Origin of the sequence: Rahnella sp. Larv3_ips (genome assembly GCF_003697865.1) — a bacterium.
Taxonomy (GTDB): Bacteria; Pseudomonadota; Gammaproteobacteria; order Enterobacterales; family Enterobacteriaceae; genus Rahnella; species Rahnella rivi.
In genome coordinates this window covers 1-17086 of record NZ_MJIB01000014.1, presented here as the reverse complement: position 1 = coordinate 17086, position 17086 = coordinate 1, and the positions used below count along the sequence as shown (strand labels likewise).

Sequence of the window (17086 nt, the reverse complement as noted above, 5' to 3'; positions counted from 1 at the left end):
GATTCAGAGATACACCCGGACTTTTAATTATCACAACCCCTAAATAGAGAAAGCCCCAGTAATGAATCACCGGGGCTTTCAGGGTACTACCAAATTAATATTTAACATTCATCAACTTAATTACTTAACTCTACTTCTCATGATGCACATATTTTCACAGGATATATTTGTTACTGCTTTACTGCTGTCCTCCTAGAGTTTTATGGAATAAGCGTTCATCCTGCTAATTTCATTAAGGCATATCCTTAAGATTTGTCTTAATGAGTACATCGCCCTCGCGATATAGACTCTTTGATGCGTTGCCTTACTTTCTTCGCGACATTCTCGATTTCATACTTACGTACCCAAATCGCGAACATTACTCTTCATAACAAGGCCTTACATCATCGCGTTATGGTCCACATGATGCGATTACAGTATTCTACTTCGAGGCCTGACATCCTCTTCTCACGTGGCTTGGTATTTCAGCCCGGTGTTGAAGAACCCATACTAAATACATCGTGGCCTTCATCGCATTTATTTACAGCTCAATAACTTTGGTACTCACTACTCGGTAATACACGCCGGATAATAAATCTCTTAACCATCTCCTCTCCAGCGTTAAGTTCTAATCTACTCGTTATAAACTGCGTGTCAACACTGTATTTTAGTACAGGGTTAATCGACGTTCTGAATATTAAAAAATGTAATGAAATCTGTGATCTAAACCTTAATTTCCGATGAGGTTTCTAAGAATAATCACAGCAACCCGCCTGAGTTGTTTAATAAACAAGCAGATCGGTTAGGAACAGTACAAACGGGTGATCACACCTTTCTCATCAGACTCAATATTCAGACGTTCGGCGCGGTAATCCATCGTTACCGCCGTGTCTGGTGTGATGTGTCTCATCGGCTGCGCGAACCGCAGCGTATCAAGTGCCGAGGCCGGTTTGCCAATCAGATAACTGAAGGAACCCGCGCCGCAGGTGTCCGGCTGCTGCACGGTGGCGGCGTTTTTCGCACGTTCATTCTTTACATCATCCTGATGGTTCTGACACCCCGTCAGGCCGATCGCGGCCAGCGCGCAGAGGGGAAGCATGTTTATCTTGATCATCATCGGGCTCTTCTTTCAAAAGTGAATCAATGTGCGCAGGCGCGTAATGCCTTTTCAAAAGACAGAACAGCTGCGAGCAACTGTCTTGTGTAATTCTGGGTAAACAAAAGCCCCCTTTAGCAAGCGGGCCATCAGCAGGCAGAGTCACGGCCCTGGCGGGCCGGCTACTGTTTCGGCAGCAGCGGGCAAGTTAATATTTTTGGTGCCACATTTCCAGATACCTCCACAAAAAAACCGGCTCACTGGCCGGTCTGCATTTGCAAAAACATCAGTACATATTAGCGCTAAATAACTCAGCGCTACCCTTAGGGTAGAGCACCTGGGTAATAAAGATACTAAGCTCGAAATTATTATCCCGGCAGGGATGTCATTTAAACGTGCCATAAATGTCTGTACTTGTGACAGTACGCGCGTTGCCAGCTTCAACATTCAAGGGGAAATGAAGCGAAAAGGTGAACCGAACGCTATAAAGGGTTAGTACTGTTTTATCGAGGTGTTTCACCGTGAAAGTGATCAACAGGCAAATACAGCTCAAAAAGATGCAGAAGATAAAGGAATCAGAAGCTTCTTAAATCTGCAAACTGATGCACACTGTTAATAAAAACATGTTATTAAAAACAGTGTTGACACGGTACTAAAAATCCGTAAATTAGGTTTCAACAGCGATACGAAAATGTATTTCTGTTAGTTTTAGAAAGATTGAATACGTTAGTTTAATAATTAATTTGGGTTAACGTAAGTTGTAGTACTAAATGTAAGTAGATGTACCTGATGTATAGTCTGAAATACATGTAGTTGTGTTAATTGTAGTAATAGTTGTAGGCAAGTGTAATAAGTGTTAGTACAAGCGCGATGATGTAAGGCTTTGTTTTTTATTGACTATGAGTTCGCGAAAGCAATGAGTGTCAGTAGTTTAACTATCGCGAAGGAAGTAAAGCCACGCATCAAAGAGTATATATCGCGAAGGGGAAATGTACGAGTTGAAGTAGTTTAGCCTGACTTGATTTGTGTTGGTGTAAGTTGTCAGGTGGTTTTAAATCGATAAAGGAGGGAGTTATAATTTCAGTACCCGATGTTATCTGTAGTAACTTGTGCATTTAAAGCAGTACCAAATAGCAGTAAAAAGTAACGAAGTATATTAATGTTAAATCTTAAGTTAGCAGTACCTTAAAAGCCCTGACTCGTACAGTCAGGGCTTTTATTGTTTATGCATCAATAATGGATTCCCCCTGCCCTCATCCTGTTTCAGTGCTTCGACTGCTTAATTATTCACCGAAAATTAATCCTTGCATAAAAAATCAAACCAGGTCTATTATGACGGCATCGGTTTGGAACACAGACCTTATGAAAGCAGTTTTAGTAAAGCAGTCCTCATTTAAGCGTTATCCTAGATACCCTTCTTCATGAGCCTCCTCCTAAGTGCCCAATAAGTAAAACTCTGCAAAACAGGCCATCTTCGCTGCATAAGCGGCTCAAAAACGAAAGGAAGTATCTATGTCTAACAAAATGACTGGTTTAGTAAAATGGTTTAACCCTGAAAAAGGCTTCGGCTTCATCACTCCTGAAGACGGCAGCAAGGACGTGTTCGTACACTTCTCCGCCATTCAGAGCAGCGATTTTAAAACCTTAGACGAAGGCCAAAAAGTGGAGTTCTCTATTGAGAACGGCGCGAAAGGCCCTTCAGCTGCAAATGTTATCGCGCTGTAATTGCCGATAATTGCACTAACACTTACGGTAGCGATGAAGGCAACAGCCTGAGCAGATAAGTGAAAGTGATAAAAAACCCGCCCTGAGCGGGTTTTTTCATTTTAAGGCCCGGTAAATACTCCAACCGCAGTAAAGAATGACGGTCGTTTACCCCAGCTGCTGGAGTGAAAAAATGAAGCCAAAGAGTGCGAAGCCAACAACCGTTACTGTCAGCAGAGCCAAGAGTAATTTCCAACCAAACACCTTCCCCTCCACACAGTCAGCCTGATAACCCCGAACGATATTAATAATATTTTTTCCATGGTCAACCTGGACAAGCGTCTGGAATCCACTCAATAACGTTTTCTGAAAACACTGGTCAGCAACGGCTGAAGCCGTGTCTTCACGGGAGACGGGACGCTGCGGCTCCAGGCAACTGTCTTGTGTGTGGCTATGAGACTGAGAGTGGTGGTGGGTTAGCTGTGAGCGAGGAGCGGACGTTTGAGTTATGTTAAAGCTATAAAAACATTCAGGATTAATGATTGTTCATGCATTAATTTATTTTTATATATAATTCTAAATAGGGTTTTAAATTCTCTTGAGGTGACTTTGTGCGCATTCGTCCATCATCGCGATTAATAATACTCTCGCCTGAAAATCACGTGCTGCTCTTTAACTTCGTTCATAAAGATGATGCTCTGAGTGGGAGATCCTACTGGGCAACCCCAGGGGGTGGGCTTGAACACAATGAATCTTTCGAGCAGGCGGCTTTGCGTGAGTTACTTGAAGAAACAGGTCTGAAAAGAAGTACTACGGGACCGCAAATAGCATCCAGAACCTTCACAATGGTTTTGCCCAGTGGTGAGACTGTTCTTGCAGAAGAACGTTTCTTTATTATCAATACAGATGAATCAGATATCGACAGATCTGGGTGGAGTAGTAACGAAAAGAAAGTCATTCGCGATCATTATTGGTGGACAATAGAAGAACTCAGATGTACCAATGAAACAATCTTCCCATTGGATTTGATCCGTAACATTCTTGAAGGCAAGTTAACCGACTCGTTATCACATAACGCCTCGCAATGTCCTTAACGTTCGCTTTTGGCACTCGGGAGACGCTCAGGCTCAGCATGATCAGAAAAATGAAAAGGATATCGAAGATGAAAACAGTCGAATTTCTGCTGTACACCCTAAAACCCGGCACCGGGAAAGACTTCCACAGAATCATGACGGAGGAGAGTGCTCCGCTTCACCGTTCAGCGGGTATGGATATTATTTCTTTTGGTATATCCGCACATGACAACGACGCATACTATCTGATCAGAGCTTATAACAGCCTCTCCCAGCTCAAATCCTCTCAGGAATCTTTTTACAACAGTGAAGAATGGCGTCTGGGCCCCCGGCAGGCCATTATCGATAGGATCAGCGTCAGCGTTAAATCGGTTCTCACGCTTAGCAACAGTACAATTGAGAGTTTACGATCCCGTTAATTGTGCAGCTATGTACAATATAGCCGCGCAATCGACATTTTTTATTGCCTGTCATTAAATTCTCGCGCTATCTGGACACAACCCTCCGTCTGTTCAATACAGGCTGACCGCCCTCACAAAAAAATCTTTAACTAGAACTTTTTAATACATGCCTGAGCTGTTCACCCGGTGTCTGCGGTATCTAACCGGCAGCTATGCGCGTAAAGGGGACATTATGCTTACGCTTAAAGGGATACTGGCTTCATGCTATATTTACGTTAAAGCAATATAACGACTTTTTGGGAGGAATTATGTACGGACCAGATCCCGCTGATACACATCCAATGCAGGGTTTTCCACAGGTTTGTTTCATCAAAAACACCGTGACAAATCCCAACATCATTATCGGTGATTTTACTTATTATGATGACCCAGAGGACTCGCAAAACTTCGAGCGTAATGTTCTCTATCACTTTCCATTTATTGGTGACAAGCTGATCATCGGTAAGTTTTGCGCGATAGCAAAAGGTGTTCAGTTCATTATGAATGGAGCTAATCACAAAATTGATGGCTTCTCTACTTTTCCGTTTTACATCTTCGGAAACGGATGGGAAAAAAGCATGCCTCAACCCGGTGAATTACCCTACAAAGGTGATACGGTGATTGGTAATGATGTATGGATAGGTTATCAGGCGATGATCATGCCAGGCGTTAAGATCGGCAATGGAGCTATAATTTCAACGCGTTCCGTGGTTACTTCAGATGTCCCTCCATATACAGTTGTGGGCGGCAATCCCGCAAGAGTCATTAAGAAACGTTTTACTGATGATATTATTCTAGCTCTGGAAAAATTGGCGTGGTGGGACTGGCCTGTAGAACAAATTACGCGAAAACTTACGGCAATAACGTCCGCTAATATTAAAGCATTGCTCGATGAATAGATTTTGCCGTTTAGCCTTTCCATATCAAAATGATGACTTGCGCATCGAGTCGGAGCAACTGCGCTACCGAAAATTGATCAAATGGCCCCGACTATACAGCCTCATGGATTTTCCCCTGCTGGCTGGGCAACTTGAGCAATGCCTGGATATGCGCTTCCTGCGGCATGCCAATTTCGGAGCGCGCTTGCTCGAACCCGAGGCGCTGTCGTGCAATTCCAAAATCCGTCAATGGTTAGCACCCTGCGCCGACACTTTTGGATGGAACAGAAAAATGCAACCGGAGTAGCGAGTACGGCGAAGCACCCTATTTATCTCGACAAATTCCAGAAAACTTCTAATGAAGATGCCCTATTCTTCTGGACGGTTAAGAGTCAGATTTGGAGTGACCAGAGTCTTAATACTGGTCAATGTCCGCTGTTGGCACTAACCATGGAAAATGTCGGCTGTGAGCGAGGAGCGGACATTCGCAGTTTTCCTACAATAGATACAGGCTTGTAACGCAGTCGCGTAGTTATCAACAGGGAGCAGTTAACCTGTACAGCTGTCGCTGTGAATGAATCGTAAATATATTTTTCAGACCGCACTTAATTGTGCTTTTTTTTTCCTGAAAAAATCCCATCGCACTTATCGTGAAGAAATAAAACAGGTATTTTAGAAAGTTGGATGCTAAATTTTCAAAACCCAGCAGGTAATCTCATGATCTTAAGTGTTAATCACGTCGGTTTTTCAGTTAAAAATATTGAAGACTCATTATTTTTCTGGACTAATATTCTTGGAGGGGAGTTATTACGCGAAGGGAAAATGTCTGGACCTATTATTGATGAAGTGACAGGCGCAAGGGGAGCTGATGTACGAATGGCTTTGCTTGAACTGGCTGGTATTAAAGTTGAATTACTGCAATACAATAACATTGAACAGCCAGAAGAGCCTTCAGCACCCTACATCCCTGGCTACGCTCACCTTGCGTTTAATGTAGAGGATCTTGATACGCTCTTGGGCAAAGTATCTGACTACGGCTGGAAGACGCCGGGTAAACCTCAGACAGTCTTGTCAGGACCCATGCAGGGAACCAGAGTAATATATTTACAAAGCCCCGATGGTCAGACGCTTGAGTTGATGGAACGCAGTCAATGAAGTCCACATGTTTTGACCCGTTACCTTCTTAATAAAACAGTGATGTTTGCAAAGTCCGCTTATGGCACATAGCAGACGTTACTCACATTAATCTGACCCTCCATGTTTCTATGCAATAGCCTTTGCGAGTTGGGGCTCCCCGAGAACGCTCTAGGCAATTGCTACAGTCCAGAGACTATTTGCTTCACATGCGCTGATTTTTTTTGAAATTAATACCGTTTACTTGTTTTTGCTCTGTGTAAATTAAGTAGGTTAATGGTTCTGTGAGCGACACCGAAATGGCAGCATGTTATTCATTATCTCGATTGAATATGAGCAAAATGAATTGCATGCAAGAATCCAGATGTGCCTCAACTGCTTCATCCTCAAAGGTATGAGTTAAGCCAATAGCCGTTTGCCGTAAAGGCTCGGCGACGCACATAGCGAGGATGGCTTTGGCACTGATGTCTGCGGGTAACATCGGAAACCACCCATGATTTTGTTGCCGTGTTATCCAGTCGGTGAGTAATTGCTGGCCCCGTTCAATACCATTTTCATTATATTTTTTGAGCAGTTCCCCCTTGCCCGGAAATGTCGTATTGAGAAGACGGAACATTTTCACTGCTGATTCTGAAAGTGCCTGACCACAAATGGCCGTCAGTAATTTTCTTAAGGTTGGTAAAACGTCACTCTTATCCTTAGGGTCGAGTTGTGTGAGCGGCGCATAATTATCAGTCCAATTACGCACTGAAAGGCCGAGCAATTCATCCCGATTCTTCGCAAAGCGATATACCGTCTTTTTGGCGACACCGGCTTGTGATTACGGTGCCAGCATCCGTGCCGTTGAATCGTTAGCTGAAATCCCGCCCATTCCCGCCTGTCTGAAATTCCATAATCCTGCATCAATATTCGGAGAAAAAACGTTGGAAAAGGCGATGGCTGATGATTGCGTCTCGGCAATCGTTGCCGCAAGGATAGGTTTTGGTGAAGAGGTCGGGTTGGACAGCCAGGGCGATCCATTGGATGGGCAGATGCTACATATTGCACGGGATACGCCGTTTGGATGTGTGCTGCGTAGCCGTTTTATTCTTGGGATGAGCAACGACGATTCCGGTCATCCTACAGATGAAATGGGATTAGCGCTTATACGACATTGTTATACTGAGTTCACCTTCTTATCTCGTTTCTTGCCTTCGCTATATTATGGCGAGAAAGCCAATGATGAAGAAATTGCACTTCCCTTGTGATACGTAGAGTGAGGATCCTGTCAGATACAGGTGCCAGATTGTGGATGAAATGGATAGCGGCGATTTCGCCCGGCGGCCAGTATTTGATTCCGCTGGTGACGCCGGACGTCCCTTTTTTCATTATCTCAGAAGGTATAAGTCACCCCGGTCGAAAGGATACCTGTCCAGCTTTTATCGACCATCGGGCTATCCGTAACTTCATCAGAAAGATGAAGGTAACGAGCGGCTACGTTAATTTTCCAGTCTTCGTTAATGGAATAGGCGGCATTGAGTTCCAGAAAGGGTGACCAGCTGCTGCCTGCGTCATAGGCACTCAGACCACTTCTGCGCGACTCTTTCTGTGAGATCCCGTAGTAGTAATTATTCTGTTTGGCATCGGCAAATTCCACGCCAGCGCCGGAAAGAAAATCAATACCCCCCACGCTCCAGGGATACATCCAGCCCACATTCCCTGTCATACCGTCGCTGTTGCCGAGTACATCGCCCGCGACAGCGGCCCGGAGAAAGCCATACGCTGTCATGTGGGTGTAAGTGAATCCCGCCATGGCAGTTGACTTACGATTATCCAGTCGTTTCAGTTGATTATCGCTGCTGTCATCAGATTTGAACTTAAAAGGCGCCCAGTACACCGTCGCTGACAATTTGTCTTCATCCGTGTTCCAAAGATAGTACCCGGCCCCGAGCCCATGCACCCAAAAGTTGTCTCCCTCATACATGATTTGCGGGAGGGCCTGGACATCATTGTCATAATCTTTATAGGGGCTCTGCGCAATGGCGACGCCGGCACCCAGGCTCAGTCCATCAGTTTTTGCAGAGCCCATTGAGGTCACGGGTAGGGCCATAATACACAGCAGAGCGACTTTTTTTTCACGACAAATCCACCAGCAGACTAAAGTTTGTGCATCTTGCAGCAGAGTTTCTGGCTTGCACAGAGCCTTTTCGCATTCTTAATAGTGCCTGACGCTATCCTGTCGCCTCGTTACAGATACGCCAGATGATTTCAATTTTCATGCAGGCTCTTTTCGTAGTACTTACGTACGTCTTTTATGTGGGCTGGTAAAGTCTCAGGTTGAGAATGAACGTTCACTAAAGGTCGATCTACGTATGGTTTACAGAAAATTATTTATTACAGGGCTCGCACTTTTGATCGTCAGCTGTGATCAAAAGAATGCCGGGATGCCGGGGCCGGGTTCCATGCCTACTGACGTGGGCGTCGTCACCCTAAAGTCTGAATCCGTTACCCTCTATAGTGAACTTTCAGGACGTGTTACCGGCACGATGGTGTCTGATGTCAGGCCACAGGTCGGTGGCATCATCAAGAAAAGGCTTTTCACGGAAGGGGATGAGGTTCAGGCGGGACAGGTGCTTTATCAAATTGACCCGGCCACTTATCAGGCCAGTTATGATGAAGCGGTTGCGCAGATGAACAATGCCAGTGCCGTGGTGAAAAGCAGCAAACTTAAAGCTGAACGTTATGCCGCGCTGCTGCAAGAAAAGGGCGTAACCCGTCAGGATGCAGACGATGCACAAGCGACCTACCTACAGAATGTGGCCTCCGTGGCGCAGTACCGGGCAGCAGCGCAGAGCGCCCGCCTTGATCTTGAATACACTCAGGTAAGGGCGCCGATTTCAGGCCGTATCGGTATTTCATCCGTGACCCCAGGTGCATTAGTCACGGCGAGCCAGACCGATGCGCTGGCAACGATAAGAGTACTGGATCCCATTTATGTCGATTTAACACAGTCCAGTACCCAGCTGTTAAAGCTCAGGAAACAGCAACAACACGCCGCTCAGAAAGAAGACACCGTCCCCGTGACCGTGACGTTAGATGATGGTACAAAATACCCGCATCAAGGGAAGCTTGAACTGGAAGAGGTTTCCGTTGATGAATCCACGGGCACGGTAACGCTCCGGGCCATTTTCCCTAACCCGGAACATGAGCTTTTGCCGGGTATGTACGTCAGGGCCTCCGTGAGCCAGGGTGTTCGCAACAATGCCATCCTGGCCCCTCAGCAAGGTATCACGCGTGACGCCAAAGGCGATGCAACGGCCCTTGTCGCAGGGAAGGACAACAAAGTTGAAAGCCGGCAGGTCACCACCGAGGGTGTGGTGGGCAATAAATGGCTGATTACCGGCGGCCTTCAGGCGGGCGAACGTCTTATCACAGAGGGTACGAGTAAAGTCCAGGCCGGTATGGACGTTAAAACCACCGAGGTTGGCAGCACGGCTGCGAACGACGCTTCCATCACCGCTACCGGAGGCAAGTAAGCATGCTCGCACAGTTTTTTATCAGACGCCCTGTCTTCGCCTGGGTCATCGCCATCGTCATCATGCTGTTTGGTATTATCAGCATTAACAGCCTGCCTATTGCGCAATATCCCGACGTGGCGCCGCCTCAAATTAGTATTCAGACTACGTATACGGGCGCATCCGCTGAAACGCTTGAAAGCAGCGTGACTCAGGTTATTGAGCAAGAGCTGACCGGTCTTGATGGCCTTTTGTATTTCTCTTCGACCAGCACGGCGTCTACGGGTCAGGTGAAAATCACCGTGACCTTTAAACAGGGAACCGACCCGGATATCGCACAGGTTCAGGTGCAAAATAAAGTTCAGCAGGCAGAAAGTCGCCTGCCTGACTCGGTGACATCCCAAGGTGTAACTGTCGAGAAGGCGCAGAGCGACTTCCTGCTTATTATGGCGCTGTATGACAAGACAGATAAAAGCACCTCCGCCGATGTCGCAGACTACCTTGTGAGTAACATGCAGGACACGCTGGCGCGCGTTTCAGGCGTCGGGGGCGTTCAGGTCTTTGGCTCAGAATATGCCATGCGTATCTGGCTGGATCCCGTCAAACTTGCCGCCTATTCCCTTATGCCCTCTGACGTGCAAACGGCGATTGAGAATCAGAATACCCAGGTTGCCTCCGGCCAGCTTGGCGCGATGCCGTCAGGAAAAGAACAGCAACTGGTTGCCACCGTTCAGTCACGCTCACGTCTTCAGACGCCGGCGCAATTCCGTCATATTGTTCTTAAGAGTAAATCTGACGGTTCCGCCGTGCGTTTGAGCGACGTGGCGCGGGTTGAGATGGGTAACGAAGATTACAGCTCTAACGTTATTGCCAATGGTCATCCGGCTGCCGGGATTGCAGTTCAGCTGGCATCGGGAGCGAATGCGCTCACGACAGCAGAACAAGTCAAAAAAATAGTGGCTGAATTTCAGACGAGCATGCCCGACGGTTACGTAGTGGCTTACCCGCTGGACAGTACGGACTTTGTCAAAGTATCCATCACCGAGGTGGTTAAAACGCTTGGCGAAGCCATTTTGCTGGTTATTTTGGTGATGTTTGTTTTCTTGCAAAATATCCGCACCACCTTAATACCGGCTATCGCTGTTCCGGTTGTGCTGTTGGGCACGTTTGGGGTGCTTTCAGCATTTGGTTATTCCATCAACACCCTGACGATGTTTGGTATCGTGCTGGCAATCGGCTTGCTGGTGGATGACGCCATTGTCGTCGTCGAAAACGTTGAGCGCGTCATGCGCGAGGAAAATCTCCCCCCTCGCCAGGCCACTGAAAAATCGATGCGAGAGATAACCGGGGCACTAATAGGGATTGCGATGGTCCTTTCCGCCGTTTTCCTGCCGATGACTTTTTTCAGCGGCTCCACGGGCGTTATTTACCGGCAATTCTCCATCACAATAGTTTCCTCTATGGTGCTGTCAGTGATAGTGGCCCTGACACTGACGCCCGCCCTGTGCGCAACATTGCTTAAACCCCATAACCCGCAAAGCAATGATAAAGGCTTCTTCGGATGGTTTAACCGCACATACAGTACCCTTCTAGGCCGCTACAAGAATGGCGTAGGGCGTGTTATTCATGGGCCAACGCGTTTTATTCTTGTTTACGGGGTGATTTTATTAGGTTGTGCCGTCATGTACATGCGGCTGCCCACCGGCTTTCTCCCTACTGAAGACCAGGGATACATCATGGTGCAGTACCAGCTGGCGCCTGGTGCTACTGAAAACCGCACCCGTGAAGTGCGCAAAGAAATACAGCAGTATTTCCAGACCAAAGAGAAAGATAACGTTAATGTCGGCATGCTGGTTGACGGTTTCAGCTTCGCTGGCAGCGGACAAAATGCGGGCATCGGCTTTATTTCACTTAAAAACTGGGATGACCGCAAAGGCAGTAACAACACGGCTGACGCTATTGCCGGGCGGGCAATGATGAACCTGGCAGGGATCAGGGATGCACAAATTTTCGTACTGACCCCACCGGCGGTTTCGGGACTCGGGCAGTCCAATGGTTTCACCTTCGAGCTTCAGGCGCGCGCGGGGACGGACAGCAGCACGCTGATTAAACTCCGTGACCAACTTATTTCTGAGGCGGCTAAAGATCCGTCGCTGGACAGCGTCCGGGCCAATACACTGCCGGACTTGCCTCAGCTTCAGGTCGACATCGACGATGACAAAGCACAGTCCCTTGGCGTCTCCGTCAGTGATATTAACGATACGCTCAGCGCGGCGTTGGGCGGTACCTATGTGAATGACTTTGTTGACCGCGGTCGTGTGAAAAAAGTCTATGTGCAGGGTGATTTGAACCATCGCAGCAAGCCGGAGGATATCGATCAATGGTACGTTCGCGGAACTGACAGTGATGGCAACAGTACAATGGTACCGTTTTCTTCTTTTGCCTCCTCTCACTGGGTGTACGGCTCCGATACCCTCTCACGCTTCAACGGACTGTCTTCGTATGAAATTCAGGGAAGTGCATCCTCTGGCAACAGTTCCGGTGATGCGATGACCGCCATGGAGAAGCTTGCCAGCACGTTGCCGTCCGGTGTGACGTACGCCTGGTCATCACTTTCATACCAGGAAAAACTCTCAGGCAATCAGGCCATGTCCCTCTACGGTATTTCTCTGATTGTGGTGTTTCTTTGCCTGGCCGCCCTCTATGAGAGCTGGTCGGTTCCCTTCTCCGTCATTATGGTCGTTCCGCTGGGTGTCATTGGCTCCCTTCTGGCTATCACTCTGCGCGGGCTGGAAAATGATGTTTATTTCCAGGTTGCGCTGCTGACCATCATTGGGCTTTCAGCAAAAAATGCCATCCTCATCGTGGAATTTGCCGAAGAGAATTATCGGAAAGGCGAAAATCTGCTGCAGGCCGCTATTCATGCAGCCAGTATGCGCCTGCGTCCGATAATTATGACGTCCCTTGCCTTTACGGCCGGCGTATTGCCGCTGGCGGTTTCTTCCGGTGCGGGCGCGAACAGCCGGATTGCGATAGGCACAGGCATCATTGGCGGAACGGTCACTGCCACGCTTCTGGCCATATTTTTGGTCCCCCTGTTCTTCGTTCTGGTAAGACGCATGTTTCCCGGACTTCCGGCAGACCATAAAGAGGTACGTAATGCCGCAGAAGAAAAAGGAGAACAAAATGAACGTTAAGCTTCTGATCCTATGCTTTCCAATGTTGCTGGCCGGTTGCATTTCATTGGATCCCGATTATAAGCGTCCTGACTTATCGACACCGGCCACCTCCCCGCAAGGGGAGGCCTATGCCAGTTCGGGCAAGGCGACGGTCGGACGTTATCGCGACACAGGCTGGTACGATTATATTCAGGATGCCAAACTCCGGCAGGTGGTGGCGATGTCGCTTGACAGCAGCAGGGACCTGCGCGAAGCCGTTGCCAATGTAAAATCCGCCAAGGCGCAATATGGGGAAGAGCGATCTAATCTTTTCCCGACCATAAATGCTGAACTCAGCGGGAGTCACTCCCGTTCGCTCTCAGGGGAAGGGAATAAAACCGCCATAAGCTCCAGTTACGAGGGAGACGCCAGCGTCAGTTCCTTTGAGCTCGATTTGTTTGGTAAGAACCAGAGCCTGACCCGCGAGCAGTATGAAACGTATCTCAGTACGCTTGAGGGGGCGCGAAGTACCCGCCTGACCGTGCTTTATAATACGGTCGACTACTGGCTGACGCTGGCTGCCGACCGAAGTCATCTTGCGGTCGCCCAGGAAACCGCAGAAAGTGCCCGTCAGTCATTGGAGGTGACACAGGCGCAGCTTCGTCACGGAACGGCATCGATGGTGGATGTCTCCTCTGCGGATACCACGTATCAGTCTGCGCTTGCCGATGTGGCAAGTTATAAAACCAGCGTAGCGCAGGATAAAAATGCGCTTGACCTGGTCGTCGGAAAAACGGTTCCCGACGCACTTTTACCTGAAGGCATTGAAACACTCTCCCATGCATTCCGGGAAATACCGGCGGGTCTCTCTTCTGACGTTTTACTGAACCGGCCTGACGTGCTGGAAGCGGAACATAATCTGAAATCGGCCAATGCCAGCATCGGCGCTGCCAGGGCGAATTTTTATCCCAGCATTTCACTGACTGCCAGTGGAGGCGCAGCCAGTTCTGACCTTTCATCTCTGTTTAAACACGGCGCTGGCGTGTGGTCCTTCTCGCCCAGTATCTCCCTGCCCATTTTTTCCGGCGGCTATAACACCTCCCAGCTGAATTACACCAAAGCCCAAAAGGAATATTACGTAGCGGCCTATGATAAGGCCGTTCAGACCGCGTTTCAGGAGGTGGCCGATGCGCTGGCACGCAGAGGTACTATCAATGACCAGTTAACAGGTCAGCAGAATTACGTGACCTCAGCTCAAAGTTATTACCATCTGTCAGATCTGCGCTACCGAAATGGTGTGGATAGCTGGCTGAACGCTCTCATTGCCCAGCGTACGCTTTACACGGCGAGAACGTCGCTTATCAGTACCCAGCAGGAGTATTACGAAAACCTGATAACGCTTTACAAGGTGATGGGGGGAGGAACTGCCCTGAAAGAGTCGGAGATTAAACACTAAGGCGGATTGCCAGCCAGACCAGTATGTTGAGATGGCTGGCAATTACCTGCCTCAAGGTTGATTTTGTATATAATCAAAAAATTACGAGGTATCTATGAAGAAGATTTACACCTGCACCCTTTTATTTTGTCTGAGCATACCGGCTGGCGCCCATGCCGTTCCCTTCGACGGCCCGGGCAGGCCAATCGCCGCTCCCCCAATGCCAGGTATAGTGGCACCGTTTACTGTCCCGCCTCCTGCGGCAGAAATGATTGTGATCGGAGGTTTGACGTATTGGCTATTCAATGACACTTATTACCGGGAAATAGGCAATCGATATGTTGTGGTAGAAGCGCCTGTCACGCGTGCTCATAATAAAGCCATGTCGGTGATGGATTACAACGGGAAACGCTATTATGTCAGGGCGGGCAGGTATTATCAGCGCAACATTGACGGGGAATATATCGAAGTGTCGCCACCCGATGGCATTAATTAAAGATGAATAAACCCTTCGTCTTGAGGGGGTTAACACCTTGCAGAACCTTTATATTTTGTCACTGGTGATATTTTGACTGAGAAATCTAACACCCTTTTATATACCCAACGAAGAAAAATAATAGCCGAGGCAGCTAAAGTATGCTTTAGCCGCTCCGGATTTCACGGTGGCAGCATAAGCGATCTGTCCAAAGAGACAGGAATGGGGCCGGGACAGTTATATCGCCATTACAAGAGCAAGACGGAATTAATAAATGAGGTGGTGCGGATCATCGCCGCTGAGTGGCGAAATTTTCTAACTGAACGCCTTATACATCTGACGGAGTTGTTACATATTTTGGATGTTCAGTCTCCCTTTTGGCAGGGCTGGTCTTCACAAGATCACGCCCTTTTGCTCGAAGCCTATTCTGAAGCAGCGCGCAATAAAGAGGTCAGGGAAATACTATGCAAAGAAGAATTATTGCTGATTGAAACCTTATGTTTCAGAAATAAAGGAAAGATGAAATATTCTTCCAATCGGATCAGGTTGATACTGATTGTTATCGATGGGTTTCTCTGTCGAATTTTTAGAGAGGAACAACTGGATTTGGAGGAACTCAAAAAAATTGAGTCCTTCCTTTTCGAGATCGAATAACAACTCATCGGTTCTGGCTTGCTGTCATAACATTTAAAAACCGCATAGCTATTTTATCAGCCTCATTATTTGACTCTTCTCCTAATCTGAGTCGGCGTATCACCAGTCCATCTATCAGAAGTGAGGAAAAATAAAGTCGTGTCCGAAGGGCGCTTTCGGACATATCAGGATGCTGCTCAGCCTCACGCTGATATACATTATTTTTCAACTCCTCATACGCTGCGGTAAAAAGAGACTGGTAGCATGGATTACGACGCGCTTCTGCCGAAACCTCAAGCAGTAAAGAAATACTTTCTTGTGCATTATCAATAAATGATCTATTTTCAGCAAAAACGAAGTCAGGCGAAAAAATGTCAGTTTTACTTTGACTGTGATTTTCAGTAAGTAACTTTTTTAAATTATTAACGGCATCAATGATGAGAATTTCAATAATTTCAGCTTTACTTTTGTAATAACGATAAATGAGCCCCGTACTCACCCCAGCCTCTCGGGAAATATTTTGTACGGAAGTATTATGGAAACCTTTTTCTCGCATACATCTGTGAGCTGCACGAAGAATTTCCTCTTTCCTGGTCATAATTGAGCTCTCATTTAAGATAGACTATGTACCCATCTTTGTTATGGCAATAATAGATTATATATAATCTATTATGAAAGTTATACAAACTACTTTCCAGTATAAACACGGTCTTGGTATAAAGTACTTTTCCATCGAAGACAAATCGCTCAAACTGGTGTCATAACAATACTACATAGATCATTAAACTCTATCCGCACATATTTGACTCTATTTGTGCCACCTCGTTTAGGATATCTCGTTAGAGAAAATGCTATGCTGCATTGAAGTTTATCTGAAAAGAAGAGCTTTGTTCCATGGTAGGAGTGACCCTACCCCAAAATCCTGCGCCATTCAGAAACAGAATTCCGGCATGATAATGACTCCCCTGAACGGAGGATGTGCCGATGAAAAAGTCACGATTCACCGAAGGCAGAATTTGCGTTCAACAGAAGTGGCAGAAATGCTGAATAGCATAGCGTTCAGACGTCCTTTACCTCAGTTGCTAAAAACCGATAATGGTTCTGAATTTGCAGGGAAAATGCTGGACAGATGGGTGTACGAAAGAGGCATCAGAATCGACTTCTCACGCCCGGGAACACCGACGGACAATGCGACGGTGGAGTCCTTCAACGGCAGGTTACGACAGGAATGTCTGAACGAGAACTGGTTTATGTCTTTGGAGGATGCACGGTGCAAAATCGAGGCCTGGCGCATACACTATAACCAGAGGCGTCCCCATTCTGCGCTGGGCTGGATGACCCCGTCAGAATTTGCTGAGAAGTCTGCTGGTTGCCAGAATACACAACCAACATGAAGCCGGTAATTCCTGATTATGACTGGATCATATTCGGGGTCAGGGTCAGGATCCGACATTACTAACTGAGCGTTGTATCTAATCCTGGGGGCAGGTCACAGGTATTTTAGAAAGTTGGATGCTAAATTTTCAAAACCCAGCAGGTAATCTCATGATCTTAAGTGTTAATCACGTCGGTTTTTCAGTTAAAAAT

General features: G+C 47.2%; 15 protein-coding genes and 1 pseudogene. 12 read left to right on the top strand and 4 right to left on the bottom strand.

Annotated features, from left to right (window positions below; translation table 11 throughout):
- Positions 1-781: 781 nt before the first annotated feature.
- Positions 782-1096 carry an I78 family peptidase inhibitor gene (locus tag ED901_RS16860; RefSeq protein WP_122096590.1) on the bottom strand — a complete coding sequence of 105 codons (315 nt, stop codon included), beginning with the start codon at positions 1094-1096 and terminating at the stop codon, positions 782-784.
- Positions 1097-2587: 1491 nt separating this feature from the next.
- Here ED901_RS16860 and cspE point away from each other — a divergent pair.
- From cspE to ED901_RS16825, 5 genes are all read left to right on the top strand, one after another.
- Positions 2588-2800 (top strand): transcription antiterminator/RNA stability regulator CspE, encoded by a 213-nt coding sequence (cspE, locus tag ED901_RS16855; RefSeq protein WP_056779359.1) that lies wholly within the window; start codon positions 2588-2590, stop codon positions 2798-2800.
- A 590-nt stretch (positions 2801-3390) separates the two neighbouring features.
- Positions 3391-3873, top strand: a complete 483-nt coding sequence (locus tag ED901_RS16845) for an NUDIX hydrolase (protein WP_122096588.1) — start codon at positions 3391-3393, stop codon at positions 3871-3873.
- A gap of 68 nt (positions 3874-3941) precedes the next feature.
- A complete protein-coding gene (locus ED901_RS16840) occupies positions 3942-4271 on the top strand; it encodes an NIPSNAP family protein (RefSeq protein WP_122096934.1) in 330 nt (109 codons plus the stop codon).
- A gap of 290 nt (positions 4272-4561) precedes the next feature.
- The gene (locus tag ED901_RS16835) at positions 4562-5191 is read left to right on the top strand and encodes a Vat family streptogramin A O-acetyltransferase (protein ID WP_122096933.1); all 630 of its coding nucleotides are present in this window, start codon (positions 4562-4564) and stop codon (positions 5189-5191) included.
- Positions 5192-5887: 696 nt separating this feature from the next.
- Complete coding sequence (locus ED901_RS16825) at positions 5888-6325, top strand: VOC family protein (RefSeq protein WP_122096587.1); 438 nt, start codon at positions 5888-5890, stop codon at positions 6323-6325.
- Between the two features lie 289 nt (positions 6326-6614).
- On the opposite strand, the gene ED901_RS16820 is transcribed toward ED901_RS16825, so the two are convergent.
- Entirely contained in the window at positions 6615-7052 is a 438-nt protein-coding gene (locus tag ED901_RS16820; protein ID WP_162997887.1) for a TetR/AcrR family transcriptional regulator C-terminal domain-containing protein, read from the bottom strand.
- 52 nt (positions 7053-7104) lie between these two features.
- Between ED901_RS16820 and ED901_RS16815 the strand changes: the two genes are divergently transcribed.
- Positions 7105-7551, top strand: coding sequence for a DAPG hydrolase family protein (locus ED901_RS16815; RefSeq protein ID WP_240993952.1), 447 nt, complete (start codon positions 7105-7107; stop codon positions 7549-7551).
- A gap of 125 nt (positions 7552-7676) precedes the next feature.
- Here the strand turns inward: ED901_RS16815 and ED901_RS16810 are convergent, their stop codons facing one another.
- Positions 7677-8393, bottom strand: coding sequence for a MipA/OmpV family protein (locus ED901_RS16810; protein WP_122096585.1), 717 nt, complete (start codon positions 8391-8393; stop codon positions 7677-7679).
- A 262-nt stretch (positions 8394-8655) separates the two neighbouring features.
- On the opposite strand from ED901_RS16810, the gene ED901_RS16805 reads away from it, so the two are divergent.
- The 5 genes from ED901_RS16805 (at position 8656) to ED901_RS16785 (ending at position 15520) form a co-directional block, all read left to right on the top strand.
- On the top strand, positions 8656-9819 hold the full coding sequence (locus ED901_RS16805; protein ID WP_122096584.1) for an efflux RND transporter periplasmic adaptor subunit: 1164 nt from the start codon (positions 8656-8658) through the stop codon (positions 9817-9819).
- 2 nt (positions 9820-9821) lie between these two features.
- Positions 9822-12995 (top strand): efflux RND transporter permease subunit, encoded by a 3174-nt coding sequence (locus ED901_RS16800; RefSeq protein ID WP_122096583.1) that lies wholly within the window; start codon positions 9822-9824, stop codon positions 12993-12995.
- On the top strand, positions 12985-14412 hold the full coding sequence (locus tag ED901_RS16795) for an efflux transporter outer membrane subunit (RefSeq protein ID WP_122096582.1): 1428 nt from the start codon (positions 12985-12987) through the stop codon (positions 14410-14412). The genes ED901_RS16800 and ED901_RS16795 overlap by 11 nt, the downstream gene beginning before the upstream one ends.
- Positions 14413-14506: 94 nt before the next feature.
- Positions 14507-14887, top strand: a complete 381-nt coding sequence (locus ED901_RS16790; RefSeq protein ID WP_122096581.1) for a DUF6515 family protein — start codon at positions 14507-14509, stop codon at positions 14885-14887.
- Positions 14888-14959: 72 nt separating this feature from the next.
- The gene (locus ED901_RS16785) at positions 14960-15520 is read left to right on the top strand and encodes a TetR/AcrR family transcriptional regulator (protein ID WP_162997886.1); all 561 of its coding nucleotides are present in this window, start codon (positions 14960-14962) and stop codon (positions 15518-15520) included.
- A 4-nt stretch (positions 15521-15524) separates the two neighbouring features.
- Here the strand turns inward: ED901_RS16785 and ED901_RS16780 are convergent, their stop codons facing one another.
- Positions 15525-16097, bottom strand: a complete 573-nt coding sequence (locus ED901_RS16780; protein ID WP_122096579.1) for a TetR/AcrR family transcriptional regulator — start codon at positions 16095-16097, stop codon at positions 15525-15527.
- Positions 16098-16587: 490 nt separating this feature from the next.
- Between ED901_RS16780 and ED901_RS16775 the strand changes: the two are divergent.
- Positions 16588-16893 (top strand): annotated as a pseudogene (locus ED901_RS16775) (integrase core domain-containing protein); the annotation flags it as partial.
- Between the last annotated feature and the right edge of the window lie 193 nt (positions 16894-17086).

Bases quoted from the DNA above. Each gene is read 5' to 3' on its own strand.
- ED901_RS16860 (WP_122096590.1), bottom strand. From the start codon at position 1,096: ATGATGATCAAGATAAACATGCTTCCCCTCTGCGCGCTGGCCGCGATC.
- cspE (WP_056779359.1), top strand. From the start codon at position 2,588: ATGTCTAACAAAATGACTGGTTTAGTAAAATGGTTTAACCCTGAAAAA.
- ED901_RS16840 (WP_122096934.1), top strand. From the start codon at position 3,942: ATGAAAACAGTCGAATTTCTGCTGTACACCCTAAAACCCGGCACCGGG.
- ED901_RS16835 (WP_122096933.1), top strand. From the start codon at position 4,562: ATGTACGGACCAGATCCCGCTGATACACATCCAATGCAGGGTTTTCCA.
- ED901_RS16825 (WP_122096587.1), top strand. From the start codon at position 5,888: ATGATCTTAAGTGTTAATCACGTCGGTTTTTCAGTTAAAAATATTGAA.
- ED901_RS16810 (WP_122096585.1), bottom strand. From the start codon at position 8,393: ATGGCCCTACCCGTGACCTCAATGGGCTCTGCAAAAACTGATGGACTG.
- ED901_RS16805 (WP_122096584.1), top strand. From the start codon at position 8,656: ATGGTTTACAGAAAATTATTTATTACAGGGCTCGCACTTTTGATCGTC.
- ED901_RS16800 (WP_122096583.1), top strand. From the start codon at position 9,822: ATGCTCGCACAGTTTTTTATCAGACGCCCTGTCTTCGCCTGGGTCATC.
- ED901_RS16795 (WP_122096582.1), top strand. From the start codon at position 12,985: ATGAACGTTAAGCTTCTGATCCTATGCTTTCCAATGTTGCTGGCCGGT.
- ED901_RS16790 (WP_122096581.1), top strand. From the start codon at position 14,507: ATGAAGAAGATTTACACCTGCACCCTTTTATTTTGTCTGAGCATACCG.
- ED901_RS16780 (WP_122096579.1), bottom strand. From the start codon at position 16,097: ATGACCAGGAAAGAGGAAATTCTTCGTGCAGCTCACAGATGTATGCGA.